This is a genomic window from Paenibacillus sp. TAF43_2 (genome assembly GCF_052113545.1).
Lineage (GTDB): Bacteria > Bacillota > Bacilli > Paenibacillales > Paenibacillaceae > Pristimantibacillus.
Genome location: NZ_JBFRDK010000164.1, coordinates 1 through 13,652, shown reverse-complemented (window position 1 = coordinate 13,652; position 13,652 = coordinate 1). Strand labels below are relative to the sequence as shown.

The following is a 13,652-nucleotide window of genomic DNA, read 5'->3' as shown; positions in this document are numbered from 1 at the left end:
GGTGCCAATCATTGATCATAAGCATCAAGGCGCCTCGGCGGCTGCCGCCCTGCTCAATAAGTCCCGTTGCATAGCTGAACAGCCCACCCCATGATACAGCGCCGCTCGATGAACCATTAACGCCTGCAACTATCGCTCTTCGAGGTCGCAGCGAAGATAAATTCATCCCAACGCCGCCGCCTCGCGCCATAATTTCAGTCATCTCCGTGAGCGTTGTCATGATGCCTCCGCGGCTATCCTTTGGTGAGGGGATGACATAACAATTAAATAGCGTCAGCTCTTCACTAGCTCCAGCCCCCGCTGCAATTCTGCCGCCCGGAACCAGCTTCCAATCATCTAATAAATATCTGAATTTGTCCCGCCATTCCTTTTGCTTCTCTGATCCATCTTCAACGGATGCCATCGCATCTGCAAGACGATCCCACATTTCCTCAGGCGTTTTCTCAATCGTAAGCGTAAGTTTCTCTGTTGTAGACTCCACAAGCTCGCCGTTTCTAAGCTTTACGGTAACCTTGCTGCCATCACGGCCGATAACTTCTCCGACTTCCTTGACAGGGAATTTCGGATCATCCTTCGTTAGAACAAGCACGATATCGCCGATCGCCGTTTTACTCGTATCTGCATTTTTCCATGCATATCGATCCAAAAAGATTTTTTCACTAAGGCCCTCAAGCCGATTTCCACCAGTCTTCTCCATCGCAGCTGCTTCCTCCCTCATACTAACGTGCTGAAGGCATAGGTAAGATCAGATATGCTTTTAGCACAATATATTGTGTCATAAAACCATTATACTATACTACATATTGATTTTCATGCTCGTTAGTGGCGAAATTTAGCAAACCTGTCCGCTTACATGCCCACTCTCGTTATATTGCTAGTCCATCCTCTTTTTTAAGCAGCATCTTATTAATATTAGATGAAAAGGCAATACTAATAACAACTTATCCCTTTTACTGCGGAAGGAGCTGTACTAGATGACATTTCAGACGACGCCGCAGGCTGCCTCAGGTGAAGCAGGCACTGCCTTTACTTCTCGCAAGCTTCATCCTTTAGTTGAGCTGCAGCATGACCGCTCTTGGTTTGAAGAACTGCAAAACCGTTTAACAAAAGGCGGCCCATGGGATGATTGGACGTTATATCAGCTCGCTATGGAGGCCGAGCAAGCGAAACGAATTGAAAGCTTCGAAGAATTGTTATGCTTGCGATCTCTTCCAGCCTTCGAGCCAATGGCACATCAAATCAGCACAGCGCGCAAAGTGGTGCATGAGATGGGCGGCCGTGCGATTTTGGCCGATGAGGTTGGACTTGGCAAAACGATCGAAGCAGGACTAGTGCTCAAAGAATATATTGTGCGCGGTTTAGCTAAGCGTATTCTCATTCTTGTCCCCGCTTCCCTTGTTCTTCAATGGGTGCGTGAGCTTAATCAGAAATTCGGCATCTCTGCCGTAGCCCAGAAGAAGGAGYATACATGGGGTTATGATGTAGTTGTCGCTTCTATCGATACCGCTAAGCGTGATCCGCATCGCGAGATTGTGCTTGGAACAGATTATGACATCATCATCATCGATGAAGCACATAAGCTGAAAAACAAGAAAACGACGAACTATCAGTTTGCTAATCTTTTACGTAAAAAATATTGCTTGCTCCTTACGGCTACCCCAATCCAAAACGATATGGACGAGCTGTTCAATCTCATTACGCTGCTCAAGCCTGGTCAGCTGGGCGGCCAAAGTGAATTTGCAGCAAACTTTGTTGTCGACAAGCGGCTTCCGAAAAACGAAGATCAGCTGCAGGAAGCACTCTCCGGCGTCATGATTCGGAATCGGCGCGGGGACGGCGGCATTCATTTCACGAAACGTTTTGTCAAAAATATACCGCTTACTCTCTCAGAAGAAGAGAAAGCGCTGTACGACGCGGTGACGGGCTTCGTTAAGGAACGGTATGAAGAAAGCGGCGGCGATTTATCGAGCATGCTCTCACTCGTTACCCTTCAGCGTGAAGTATGCAGCAGCCGCGATGCGGTTTTTCTAACGCTTGTTAATCTATTTAAGAAAACGTCCGAAGACTCCCCTATGCGTCCAAAAATATGGGAGCTTGTAGAGAAAATTCGTAATATCAAAGCCAATACCAAAGCAGAGAAAGCGATGGAGCTTGTCAAAGAAATGGACGACAAGGTTATCATTTTCACTGAATACAGAGCTACTCAGGAATATTTGCTGCAGTTTTTCCGCGCTCAAAATATGATTGCCGTCCCTTATCGCGGCGGTATGAACCGCGGCAAAAAGGATTGGATGATGGATTTATTCCGCGGGCGCGCGCAAATCCTCATCGCAACGGAAGCTGGCGGCGAAGGGATAAACCTGCAATTTTGCCACCACATGATTAATTTCGATCTGCCTTGGAATCCAATGAGAGTCGAACAACGCATTGGACGGGTGCATCGCCTTGGGCAAAAGGAAGACGTAAAAATCTACAATCTGTGCACAATCGGTACCATTGAAGAGCATATCGTCAACCTATTGCATGAAAAAATAAACCTGTTCGAGCTTGTAATTGGCGAGCTGGATCATATTTTGGAGCGCTTTGAGAAAGGGGATGGCTCGCTGGAGCAGCGGCTTGCTCGAATGCTGCTAGAATCGGGCAACGATACGGATTTAAAACAAAAAATTAATCATTTGGGCTCCTCCCTCAGCCGCATTCGCGAAGAGGTGCTGACAGGCGAAAACCCGCTGCCGACAAGTCCCGACCTGCTAGTGAATTTGGATACGCTTGGACAAACCGTGGAGGTGCAGCCTTGAACGAAAAACAGGTGCACAAATTTGTAAACCGCTATTTAGAAGCTACCGAATGCTCGATTTTAGAAAAGTCACCTAGCCATTTCACGGTGAAGCTCTCTCCTCACGCCGACCGTGAACTTACGAATCGTCCCTACTACTGGAGCTTCGTCGATCGCGTCGACGCAGAACCAGAGACGATGACATTCTTGTTTGTAACGGACAAGAACAAATATGACGCTGCCGAGGAGCTCAAAAAAATTGAAGTCGTGAACACCGAACAGGATGCTGCGCTGAACGCGCAAGATACAGCGGCGAATGCCGCTCTTGGGCGTTCGCTAGGCTTTATTCACGGCAGCTTAGCGGCACCCGTTCGCATTCCGCGTGAAGACTTGTTTTTTGGCGCACGCAAGCTCGAGCAAATTTTTGATGCTGCAAAAGCTAAGGGCAGCTTCGTCCATTTGTTTCAGGAGTCAGACAAACGCTCGAACAATCCCTTTACCTCGACCCCTTACACCGCATGGCTGTCTGTCAATATGCGGGTAGAGTTCGCTTGTGATCGCAAGCGCGAAGAAATTCATAGCTACGGTGTCTCGCTCGCGACTGGCCAATGCGTGGAGCATTTCTACGATCGCTTGCTTACGCACAAGCTTACGCCTCGCCTGCCTGCAAATATTCACATCACCAAAAATGGCCTCTCCTTCAATAAAGCGCTTAGCATCATAGAGCAAACGCTGGAGCGCAAGCTTCGCAGCTATGATTACAGCTGGGCTGAGAGTGCATCAGCAAGGTTGAAGGAAGAGCTTGACCGAATTAACGGCTACTACGAGCCGCTTGTTAAGAATGCAATCGAAGAAAACAAACCAGCGATTGAGGAGCAATTCGCTCAGCGTCAATCCGAAATCAGATGGCAATATGAGCCTAGGGTGACTGCGTCCGCCATTAACTGCGGCATCTTTCATCTCGAGGGTATCGATTGACATCGATCTGACGTTATCCGCAGCAATACGTCAAAAAAAGGCGGTCACAAGGCCGCCCTTACGCGACAGGTTGCAACAGCCTTCTTAAAGCTTGTCCTATACAATGATATGGAGGTGATTAATTATGCCAAAAAAATTCATCAAGCTTACAGCGGCATGTGTTTTGACCGCTATTGTATTGTATGCAGGAGGATTGCAGCCACAAGCTGCTGCGGCCGTTTCTAATCCTACAACCGTTTATGAGCCTGTTCAGCAGCAAGCGCAGCGCTGGGTTGAAGAACTGGCTGTACAGCCTTCTTTTGCCGCATGGAAAAAGTCGACGCTTATTGTTTCTCCAATTGGTCCTGGAACGCATAGCTGGCTTGTGCTTGTCATGCAAAATAAAAATACTGTCGGTTATCTTGTCATTAATGCGGTGGAGTCAGGTGGATATCAGCTAGGTGAATACGGAACAAACAATCATCCATTATTCGATGAAAGCACCCTTTCTAAAGCGATTAAGCAGCTGGAGCTTTTAAAGCCTGCAAACCAAATCGAAAGAATATATGTTCACCCTCTCCTTGCCGCATGGAAAATAACGACAGAGAAAGAAACGTATTATGCAGATGCTGTCAGCGGTGAATCCCTCCCTGCCAAGAAGGAAGATTGGACAAATGCTGCCGCAACTAAGCTTGATAAAGCGGCTCCATTACTTAACACTCAGAAAGCAGTCCTTATTAAACAAGTCTCGCTGCCGTCATTTAATCCATTCGATAAGCTTCCCTGGCTAACGAATAAACCCATCACATTAAGCTCTAATTCTTACACACCTCTCTTTGCGAAAATAAACAACAAAGAACAGCTCCGCTTTACTGCTGAGCTGTTTGATGGCCAGATGTTATATGTCTGGTCTGTCGTCGGATATAACAAATGGGATAACGGTCAAATCTATGTCGCGCTTGAAGCAAGCGAGGATGGTTCTGATCGCCGCTATATTCCCCTTCAGCTTTTAATCGAGCTTGGTCACTTTTACCGATGACGCTCAGCGCGTCCGCGCCACCATAACATTATACTCACTGGTCCCCATCCGAACCAACGCGTCAGCCAAGGCTCTCTCCGAGATTTGGCTAATACGTTGGTTTGTTTCCGTTCTTCTCTTGGTGTCTCCACATAATTTATAAATTTTTCGGTCATAAATTTTACGTATTCATCGCCTTTTGCCATGCTAATCAGTCCTTTCAATACCGTATGAATTAATAATTTAAGTTTGCCCCTTAACCATCCAATCTAAACATGCATGAGTTTCCCTCCAAACAGCCACGCTAACCGTATGTCAAAGAAATCTGGAGGAACAATCAGCATGTTTCGTAAAATGGCACTAACCTTTGTTGTAGTATGGCTGGCTGCTTCCAGCAGCTCATCCAGCGCTTTTGCATGGCCTCTTTTGCCGGTAGGCTACAATCAGGACTGGGCGCTTCCGTCAACTGTAGTCATTATCGATGCTGGACATGGCGGGATTGACGGGGGAGCCTCATCAGCTGATATTTTAGAAAAGGACATTAATTTAGCTGTTGCGCGAAAGCTGTATTTCATATTGCGAAGCCAAAACATACCGGCTGTACTCAATCGAACCGGCGACTATGCACTCAGTGACGATAATCGTTGGCATAATACACGTTCGAGACATCGTAAAGATTTATCGCAGCGCCGTCAACTAACCGATGAAATTGAAAGTGAACTGCTCATTAGTTTGCATGTCAATTGGTCAAAGAAAAGTATGCAGAAAGGCCCTCTAGTGCTGCATCAGAGCAGCGGTGAAAGCTCATTGCTTGCATTTTGCATACAAGATGCGCTTAATCGACAACAAAATACGGCTTTCCTCCCAAGGGAAGGAAAACCGTTTTATTTACTTAGAAGGGTGCAGGACCCTGCTGTAATTGTAGAAATGGGCTTTATAAGCAGCGAGCATGATCGTACAATGCTGACAGATCCGCAGCGTCAGCAAGAAGTTGCTGAAGCCATCGCCTCAGGGATTAGGCAATACAAGTGGATCGTTCATTGATTCACCGCCAATAAGCGCAGTCAGCTTCACGAATCTCACAGTAGGCTGCATCGCAGGTATGGACTGATGTAGAACCGAGGATGTGTATTTCCCAGGTGCTCCAACATGTCCGATCGTGATGCAGCTGTCATGTGACTCCAAATGCTTGCGCAGCACGCCGATTTGCTTGGATATATGTTGAACAGTATAAACGTCATCAAGAAATACATCATTGGAGACTGTCGGCACGCCCAGCTCTTTGGCTAATTTGGGAACAACCGTTTTGAAGGTGGTCCGGCTATCTAGAAAAAAGAGCCCCCGCTCCTTGCATACGCTTAGCACAATTCGCATCATTCGCTCATCTGCTGTCACCTTTGAGCCCATATGATTATTCATCCCAATGGCATGAGGCACATCGTCAATGGCATCCTCTACCCGTTTGCGCACCTCTGCATCACTTAAATCAGTTGTGAGCGCTCCAGGGCCTAACCAGCTTTTTAGCCCTTTGTTCGGTTCCATCGGCATATGAACAATGACATCATGGCCAAGCCTATACGCTTCCTCTGCATCCTTCTTAGTCGTTGGCATAAAAGGCATAATCGCCGCTGTAATTTTGACTGGAAGCTTCATCATTTCCTCAGTTCCGCTCATGTTATTGCCAAAATCGTCAATTACGATTGCCACTGGCTTCCGTTCATCCACCTGCTCAGCCGCACTTATCCCTTTAGCTGAACTCTGAGCAGAAACATGATTATAGCTGAGCGGGCTAATAGCAGCTGAAAATGTACTCAACAACATGACTGCCGCAGCTGTCTTAGCAAACGATAACCATCTCATTTCACAAAATTTCTGTCTTTCTTTTTCTTCAATTACATTATGCTGTCTGCTCATTGCTGCACGCACCTTTCACCGTTTGCTGTTATTGTTTGTGAAAATGCTGGAAAATATGCGAATGCAGCATAATATCAGAAGAATAAACCTAACTTCTAAATATAAAAAAAGAGACCTGATTTAGGCCTCTCTTGTCATTGATTCCTATTTATAATTTATTCGAACTTAAATTTCTGTGAGCAATTTAGTTATATACAACTTGTTGTTTAAGCGTGAGCGACTGGATGTGGTGCAAATGTTACTTTTCCGCCTGCTAATGATGCCACTCTTGCCAATGAATGTACAAGATAACCATGCTCGATGAGCTTTTCACGTCCTGGCTGGAACGCCTTCTCGATCACGATACCGATTCCGGCTACCGAAGCACCCGCTTGCTCAACAATTCGAGCCAGACCAAGCGCTGCATCGCCGTTCGCTAGGAAGTCATCTATAATGAGGACACGATCTTCAGCTGCCAAAAACTTGCGTGAAACAGTAACCTCACTTTCCTCTTRCTTCGTAAAGGAATAGATTTTCTCGGTATAGAGATCATCTTTAAGTGTCAGCGACTTGCGTTTACGCGCAAATATTAACGGCACGTTCATTTGCAGAGCGGCCATAACTGCAGGTGCAATGCCTGAAGACTCCAGTGTGAGCACCTTCGTAATTCCTTGCGCTTCGAATAGGGAAGTGAACGTTTTACCTATGGCAAGCATAAGCTGCGGATCTACTTGATGGTTTAAGAATGAATCCACCTTCAATACATTGTCATTGAGGACGATTCCTTCTTGCATGATTTTTTGCTCTAACTGTTCCACAGCATTTTCCCCCATTTTTATAAAATATTGTTGACTATTCCAGCTTGCTCATGATACGATATTTTTTGTTAAAACATGTTTTGCGGTCGTGGCGGAATTGGCAGACGCGCTAGATTCAGGTTCTAGTGGTGTAACAGCCGTGGAGGTTCGAGTCCTCTCGACCGCATCCTTATTGGGTTTATAGACTATTTTAGACGATGTTTAATCTAGTGGTCAATATGAGACAACATTTTGTAAATTTAAACCACTTCGTTATCATGATACTTAATTCATGATAACGAAGTGGTTTTTTGTTCCGTAATTTTGCAATTCACCCATTTCAATTGAAAATAGATGTTCATAAAAGTCAGTTTTCATTAGCTATTCAATCGTTCATGTGGTGATTTGTTAAATGAGCAATCTCTATTACTCTCTCCATTGTAATTCCTTCTCTTTGTTCAACTGCAAGTGGATGATCAGTCTGTTCTAGTTCTATTAATGGAACAGCGCCTACTTCTTGTGTATGTACCATTGTTTTCAACGACAGTGTAGATATTGGATATATTGAAAGTTCCGTCGACAACCAGCCAAAATATGGTTGCTCATTTTCTCTTCCTTGTACATTCAATAATTCATTGGATTTCAAAAAATTTTCGCCACTAAGTGAAACCCAAACACTCCATATAAATTTTTCATGACTATCAATAATTGGTATTTCAATGTGTCCCCTAATATAAAAAAATTGTTCATCAATTACGCAAAAATCTCTAATTAACTCTGTTCTTTGCTCTTCTGGCACCTTGTAAAAATAGTCTGGTGCTTCAATTCCGTAACATAAAGGGACTTCACTTAATTCGTTGTTGCAATGAGGGCATTTCATCGTTTCTACTCCTGCCTGTTTTCTAATATTTTTATAACCACCAAATTATGTTAATTCTTAAAGCACTTTACTTCTAAATTCTACCGTATATAATTGCATTTTCTCAATAATAATCCGTTCTATTGTACCATATTGCATTTCATTATTCAGATATAAAAACTACTAGGTCAACAACGGTTGAACGAAATTAAATGTTGTATATTAATTCATTTAAATGCATAATAATTCCCAAGAATAAACTAACAACTGGAGGCATTATGCTATGAACATTTCGTGTGAGTCGGATAATATAGAAGATTATTTGGAGGAAACAGAAGACATCGATCTCAGTCACCCGACAATCAACAATTTATCAGATGAATTATTTTCTAGATCTTCTAACGAAGTCGATTTTATAAAAAATGCTTACGAATTTGTTCGAGATCAAATAGCGCACTCTTGGGACATTCAAAGCAATCGGATAACGGTTAGCGCTTCAGAAGCCCTATTTTATAAAGAAGGTATTTGCTACGCCAAATCAAATTTATTATCTGCACTGTTAAGAAGCAAAGGGATTCCAACAGGATTTTGTTATCAACGACTTACAATTGGAGATACACCCGACACAGGATACTGCATTCATGCTCTTAATGCCGCCTATATAAACAGCCTAACTCTAAAACGATTCAAGTACTTAAACAATGTACAAACGCAGTTCATATGTATTTGAATGGATTGCCTTCCGAGCTTTAGATTCATTTCCAGAGGCACTTTTCAGCATCCATAAGTATTGTTTAATAATCGTCGGGTGGAGCACTTAGTCTTGTATCCGGTCTAAAATATTTAATATAGTGGTGGTAAAACGCCGTTTCTTCAAACCCAAGGCTTTCATATAACGTTTTCGCAAAATTGCCTTTTGCAACGTCAAGGATTACCTTGTCTTCACCCCTACTAATGATTTCATTAACAAGGTATTTCACAAAAACTCTTCCATAACCGCGTGATTGATGTTCTATGGAAATAGCAACGGTACATATTTTATTTCCTTCAATTTTTCCTATTGCTACTATAGTATTATCAACTATCATTACAAACATATTATTTTTATTTTGGGCAAACTRCTCGCGTTCCCATTCCACAGGCTTATAAAAAAACGAAGGATACAATCCTATACGCTGTCGCATATGATAGAAAGCTAATTCGCAAATTCTATCCCATTCAAAATAATCATTCTCTTCATAATTTCTAACTATGATGTTATCTGTGGGGAATGATTCACCCTTACGTTCCATAATGTATGAGGATAAATATAATCTGTATCCATTATTGTCCAAAAGACTAATTAAATCAGTGTCACGATGAGAACACGTAAATAGGGTATGCTCTACTTTTTCATTTGGAATAAGCATTTTTTCATATTCTTGTATTAGCATTGAGCCGATATCCGCTGCTTCATACTCTTTGTTCACATATAATATGGCCTGAGGTTTTCTGCCGAAACCATTAAATGAAAGAAACCCAATGGTTGTAGTATTATTGAGTGCAACCAAAATATTATCTTTGTTTCCTTTTTCATCATTATAAAATATATTCAATAGATGATTGTAGTTAAGCAGCATACGTTCGATTTGAGCTTTATCTCTTTGAGGATTATATTTTTGTATAATAATCTGGTTCAATTCTTACACCTCGATTCTGTTTTAGTATTAAAAAAATAATTTATTTATGCTGTCATTGATTTTCTTGTCTACATTCTCTCTATCAGCACTGCCTTGATCATAGGCTTTATTTAATTCTTCAGCAATTTTCTCAGCAAAAATTTTATCCGTCATTCCTTTTATGATCTCTTTTCGGCCAGCTACAATATCCCATTTCTGTTCTATCGCATTCAGTTTAACTTCATAACGCATCGAATAATCTCCTCCATATCTAGCTGTTTTTATAAGATAAAATGATTACCCTTTTCTCCCAGTATACAATAAACCCAACACCTTGGCGGTATTGGGTTTATTGTATTTGTATCGCTTTCAAATTGTAGCAACCCCATCATTTCAAATAAGGATTATTTGCAATCAACTTCACCGTTCGATCTGCCAAATGAGATAGAGGCACGATTCCGAAGCCATCTACGCCGGAACGAATTTTATCGTTTAACGGCTTCACCCATTTCTCGGGTAGTTGGCTCGCACCTTTTTGCATACCTACAATAGAACCTGCGGTAGCCGCATTGCAATCCGTATCAAAGCCCGAAATAATTGCTAGACCTATTGTTGCTTCCAGGTCACCTTCACCATACAGCAGAGACGCCGCCACAATCATCGCATTAGAGATCGTATGGCACCAATGATGTGCATTGCTTTCATCATATTTATGGTGGATACGCTCTACTACTGAATCAAAGGCCACCTGCTCCTCGTACCAGCGTAACACCGTCCGAATATCGTCAGCAAGCCGGCAATTGGCAGGAATTTGACCGAGACCGGCTCTGATCACATCCTGCCTGTTGTCCGTCACGGCAGCCATGGCCAGCATAGCTGCTGTCCACATAGCGCCGTAGATACCATTTTTTACATGTGAGATCGAAGCGTCTCTCCAAGCCATTTCAGCGGCTTTCGCTGGATTCCCAGGATTAATGTAGCCATACAAATCAACTCGAATTTGAGCGCCAATCCACTCTCTATAGACATTGCGATATGTAGCTGAGAGTGGTGGATCTAAGCGATTAACGAGATTCCGGTATGCAATGCGTTCTGCAGTACAGGTGCGCAGCAAAGGCAACAGGTTAAGCCATGTTTCTGCTACATCGTCGGGAGAGAAGTCATAGCCGAATTTTTCTAATACAGCAAGGCTGATGATCGTATAGTTCATATCGTCGTCCTCGACCATATGCTTCACATTATTAATCCAGCTTACGAGCTCGTTTCCATACGACCCGCCCTCGTTGATGACGCCGTACTTCTCCGCAATTTCCGGATCCATTTCGGATGAAATATAATAATGAACTGGAAGATTGTTTGTTTCCTTTAACAAGCCTGTAATACGTTCCTTTCTCCACCCTTCGATCGGCTGCCCCAATAAGCAGCCTGCGGATCGACCGAGCCATGCACCATACATTTTATCCGCTAAATCTTCATATAGAGCAGGTTGATTCACCGGGAATTCGGCAACTGGTCGTTCCGCTACGATTTCCGGCAGGTTAGAGGGCTCAACAAACGGGAAGTCAGCTCTTAAAGGCAGCTCTCCCATTTCGTCTATATAAGCCGCAGCCATTTGTTCACGTTGCGGGTCATTCCACGGCATGGAAGCCAGCTTCTCATACGTAGCAGCCAATTCTGCGCTGATCTGTTTCCCCTCGTCCATTGCCTGCTGCCTTTCAATTTCAACATGATGGCTGTATTGCAAGTAATACTGCTCGGAGGCTTTCATGAACGGCATTCACTCCTTTCAGGAACCGTATTATAGCTGCAAAATCATACCGTCAAAAGCTGCTATGATATCCTCTTGATCAAAAAACTGCGTAAGATCATCGTGCAGCAATCCTATATTGTGAGAGAAATGTGTGACCACAACCTTGCTTTCCCGGCTGAATATCCCCTTGCTGCGTAACCGATTCCTAATATCAAGAACGGCTGCGATGTTGAGATGTCCTCCTGTAAACGGCAGATGGCCGTTCGTACAATCCAATATGGCGAGGTCCAATTTCGTCCGTTCCAGCCATCGCCATGTTTCTTCAGGAAGAAGCCCGGTATCGTGTCCATAAAAGATGCGCTTTCCATCCTTTTCGATTAGAAAGAGCAAACAGGTTTCATCGGGATCATGATTTGCCGGCAGCGCCGTCACCTTGGCATCTCCGGTATCGACGGTTTCGAACAGATCTATTTTTCGCAGCACCAACCGCTCCTCATCTGGTCTGCCAACAGCATCCCGGCATTTGCGAATGACTGCATCGTGGCCGTAAACATGCAACGGCGCATCCAATCCATGAGCATAAACAGGCATCCGCATCTCCAAATCCTCTGCACGAAGATGATCCAGATGCGTGTGCGTGATGAACAAATCCTTCACAAGACCGAGATCGATGCCGCCCGTCAAAACATGATGAAGCGTATCTGGCGGAAAATCAACCTTCAACACGCCATCAATAAGGACGGAGCTCCGTGTTCTCACATTTTTCCCGCCAAGCTCTCTTGCCTTCAAGCAGTGCACACAACGACAAAACATCGCAGGAAAACCTTCCGCAGCAGCAGTGCCAAGAAAATGCACCTTCACGATATATCTCCTTCCAAATCGTTCTTAAGTTTTGGTCGTAGACACAGAATCAACTAACTATCCTTTATCATTTAATGCTTTCTTAAAGGCCTGCCACTATTCGTGTTACATGATTAACCGCTTCAATAGAGCCAAGCTTAGGCTCTTCTTCGCCTTCAAACTCTACGGTAAGCCACCCGTCAAAACCTGATTTTTTCAACTCGCCGAAAATATACTTCAAATCGACAGCGCCTTCTCCAGCAATTTTCCCTAAAAACAGTTCCCCCGTTAAAGCCCGAGTGACGCCGCCAGCCGTACCTTCCGGCACTGGTAGAAAGTCTTTAACATGCACATGACCAACATACCCATTCAGCTCATCAATCGCATCGCTAGAGCTTTGGCCAACGAGCAGAAAATTTCCGGTATCAAATGTGCTTCGCAGCGCATGGGAATTAACTTGTTGGATAATAGCCATAACCTGGTCGCTGCGTCCTGCAAATAACCCGTGATTTTCTAGGCAAAGTGTTACACCTTTCTGTTCGGCATAATCAGCCGCTGCACGAAGTCCATCAATTACGAATTGCATTCCCTGCTCAAACGATATGGAGTCATTGGGTAAATCCCCTGAGAATACACGAACGACCTTGGCTCCAAAATGAACAGCCGCGTCGACAGCATCCGTTACTTCCTTTAATTGTGCTTGCCTTTGTGAATCATCTGCTACCACAAAGTTGTTGCACGCGCTGAAGCACGCAACCTGCAAACCATATTTACGAAGCGCTTCATCAATTAATGGGATATCCTTCTCCTTATCCTTCCAAAAACAACTGAGCAGCTCCACTCCCTTAACCCCTGTCTCGGAGGCAAATGCTAGAAAATCAACGGTATCCCATTTTCCCTCATACCAATATTTATGCACGCTCCACATACTCAAGCTAACGTTCAAACCAATCACGCTCCTCATGGAAAATAGAAGTGCCAAATCAAACTTGATAGTCAGCTGAACGATATATCGCTTCAGTCAATTGAATAACCTTCCTAGCATATTCTCCCGACACCAATATTTCATGTTCTCCTCTAATCGCATCAATGAAGCTTTTATCC

At 43.9% G+C, this 13,652-nt stretch carries 14 protein-coding genes, 1 tRNA gene and 1 pseudogene; 6 read left to right on the top strand and 10 right to left on the bottom strand.

The genetic code is table 11. The annotated features are described in order from the left end of the window. The coding region (locus tag AB4Z17_RS26045) for a ribonucleotide reductase N-terminal alpha domain-containing protein (protein ID WP_441963027.1) at positions 1-697 on the bottom strand (697 nt) is incomplete at its 3' end. 277 nt (positions 698-974) lie between these two features. Here AB4Z17_RS26045 and AB4Z17_RS26040 point away from each other — a divergent pair. From AB4Z17_RS26040 to AB4Z17_RS26030, 3 genes are all read left to right on the top strand, one after another. Then, positions 975-2,798, top strand: coding sequence for a DEAD/DEAH box helicase (locus tag AB4Z17_RS26040; protein WP_441963025.1), 1,824 nt, complete (start codon positions 975-977; stop codon positions 2,796-2,798). After that, the gene (locus tag AB4Z17_RS26035; RefSeq protein ID WP_441963023.1) at positions 2,795-3,754 is read left to right on the top strand and encodes a YqhG family protein; all 960 of its coding nucleotides are present in this window, start codon (positions 2,795-2,797) and stop codon (positions 3,752-3,754) included. Before AB4Z17_RS26040 ends, AB4Z17_RS26035 begins: the two co-directional genes overlap by 4 nt. 124 nt (positions 3,755-3,878) lie before the next feature. Continuing rightward, the gene (locus tag AB4Z17_RS26030) at positions 3,879-4,772 is read left to right on the top strand and encodes a hypothetical protein (protein WP_441963021.1); all 894 of its coding nucleotides are present in this window, start codon (positions 3,879-3,881) and stop codon (positions 4,770-4,772) included. Here the strand turns inward: AB4Z17_RS26030 and AB4Z17_RS26025 are convergent. After that, positions 4,763-4,957: a YqzE family protein gene (locus AB4Z17_RS26025; RefSeq protein ID WP_441963019.1), complete on the bottom strand. Its 195-nt coding sequence runs from the start codon at positions 4,955-4,957 to the stop codon at positions 4,763-4,765. The genes AB4Z17_RS26030 and AB4Z17_RS26025 overlap by 10 nt on opposite strands. A 136-nt stretch (positions 4,958-5,093) precedes the next feature. Here AB4Z17_RS26025 and AB4Z17_RS26020 point away from each other — a divergent pair, with 136 nt between their 5' ends. Next, entirely contained in the window at positions 5,094-5,795 is a 702-nt protein-coding gene (locus AB4Z17_RS26020; RefSeq protein WP_441909787.1) for an N-acetylmuramoyl-L-alanine amidase family protein, read from the top strand. On the opposite strand, the gene AB4Z17_RS26015 is transcribed toward AB4Z17_RS26020, so the two are convergent. Next, on the bottom strand, positions 5,760-6,665 hold the full coding sequence (locus AB4Z17_RS26015) for a divergent polysaccharide deacetylase family protein (protein ID WP_441963017.1): 906 nt from the start codon (positions 6,663-6,665) through the stop codon (positions 5,760-5,762). The two genes, AB4Z17_RS26020 and AB4Z17_RS26015, sit on opposite strands and share 36 nt — an antisense overlap. A 206-nt stretch (positions 6,666-6,871) precedes the next feature. Next, complete coding sequence (locus tag AB4Z17_RS26010; protein ID WP_441963015.1) at positions 6,872-7,462, bottom strand: xanthine phosphoribosyltransferase; 591 nt, start codon at positions 7,460-7,462, stop codon at positions 6,872-6,874. An 82-nt stretch (positions 7,463-7,544) separates the two neighbouring features. Between AB4Z17_RS26010 and AB4Z17_RS26005 the strand changes: the two genes are divergently transcribed. Further along, a tRNA-Leu gene (locus AB4Z17_RS26005) sits at positions 7,545-7,628 on the top strand. A gap of 198 nt (positions 7,629-7,826) precedes the next feature. On the opposite strand, the gene AB4Z17_RS26000 is transcribed toward AB4Z17_RS26005, so the two are convergent. Further along, a complete protein-coding gene (locus AB4Z17_RS26000; protein WP_441963013.1) occupies positions 7,827-8,321 on the bottom strand; it encodes a DUF2199 domain-containing protein in 495 nt (164 codons plus the stop codon). A gap of 262 nt (positions 8,322-8,583) precedes the next feature. Here AB4Z17_RS26000 and AB4Z17_RS25995 point away from each other — a divergent pair. Further along, a pseudogene (locus AB4Z17_RS25995) lies at positions 8,584-8,973 on the top strand (transglutaminase-like domain-containing protein); the annotation flags it as partial. A gap of 121 nt (positions 8,974-9,094) precedes the next feature. On the opposite strand, the gene AB4Z17_RS25990 reads toward AB4Z17_RS25995, so the two are convergent. The 5 genes from AB4Z17_RS25990 to AB4Z17_RS25970 form a co-directional block, all read right to left on the bottom strand. After that, positions 9,095-9,979, bottom strand: a complete 885-nt coding sequence (locus AB4Z17_RS25990) for a GNAT family N-acetyltransferase (RefSeq protein ID WP_441963011.1) — start codon at positions 9,977-9,979, stop codon at positions 9,095-9,097. 27 nt (positions 9,980-10,006) lie between these two features. Then, complete coding sequence (locus tag AB4Z17_RS25985) at positions 10,007-10,210, bottom strand: hypothetical protein (protein WP_441909791.1); 204 nt, start codon at positions 10,208-10,210, stop codon at positions 10,007-10,009. A gap of 136 nt (positions 10,211-10,346) precedes the next feature. Next, complete coding sequence (locus AB4Z17_RS25980; RefSeq protein ID WP_441963009.1) at positions 10,347-11,726, bottom strand: ADP-ribosylglycohydrolase family protein; 1,380 nt, start codon at positions 11,724-11,726, stop codon at positions 10,347-10,349. A gap of 30 nt (positions 11,727-11,756) precedes the next feature. Further along, entirely contained in the window at positions 11,757-12,569 is an 813-nt protein-coding gene (locus tag AB4Z17_RS25975) for an MBL fold metallo-hydrolase (RefSeq protein ID WP_441963007.1), read from the bottom strand. Positions 12,570-12,651: 82 nt separating this feature from the next. Continuing rightward, positions 12,652-13,494 carry a sugar phosphate isomerase/epimerase family protein gene (locus tag AB4Z17_RS25970; RefSeq protein WP_441909795.1) on the bottom strand — a complete coding sequence of 281 codons (843 nt, stop codon included), beginning with the start codon at positions 13,492-13,494 and terminating at the stop codon, positions 12,652-12,654. Positions 13,495-13,652 lie beyond the last annotated feature (158 nt).

Excerpts from the sequence above, each read along its gene's own strand:
- AB4Z17_RS26030 (WP_441963021.1), top strand. The coding sequence starts at position 3,879 with ATGCCAAAAAAATTCATCAAGCTTACAGCGGCATGTGTTTTGACCGCT.
- AB4Z17_RS26025 (WP_441963019.1), bottom strand. The coding sequence starts at position 4,957 with ATGGCAAAAGGCGATGAATACGTAAAATTTATGACCGAAAAATTTATA.
- AB4Z17_RS26020 (WP_441909787.1), top strand. The coding sequence starts at position 5,094 with ATGTTTCGTAAAATGGCACTAACCTTTGTTGTAGTATGGCTGGCTGCT.
- AB4Z17_RS26015 (WP_441963017.1), bottom strand. The coding sequence starts at position 6,665 with ATGAGCAGACAGCATAATGTAATTGAAGAAAAAGAAAGACAGAAATTT.
- AB4Z17_RS26000 (WP_441963013.1), bottom strand. The coding sequence starts at position 8,321 with ATGAAATGCCCTCATTGCAACAACGAATTAAGTGAAGTCCCTTTATGT.
- AB4Z17_RS25985 (WP_441909791.1), bottom strand. The coding sequence starts at position 10,210 with ATGCGTTATGAAGTTAAACTGAATGCGATAGAACAGAAATGGGATATT.
- AB4Z17_RS25980 (WP_441963009.1), bottom strand. The coding sequence starts at position 11,726 with ATGAAAGCCTCCGAGCAGTATTACTTGCAATACAGCCATCATGTTGAA.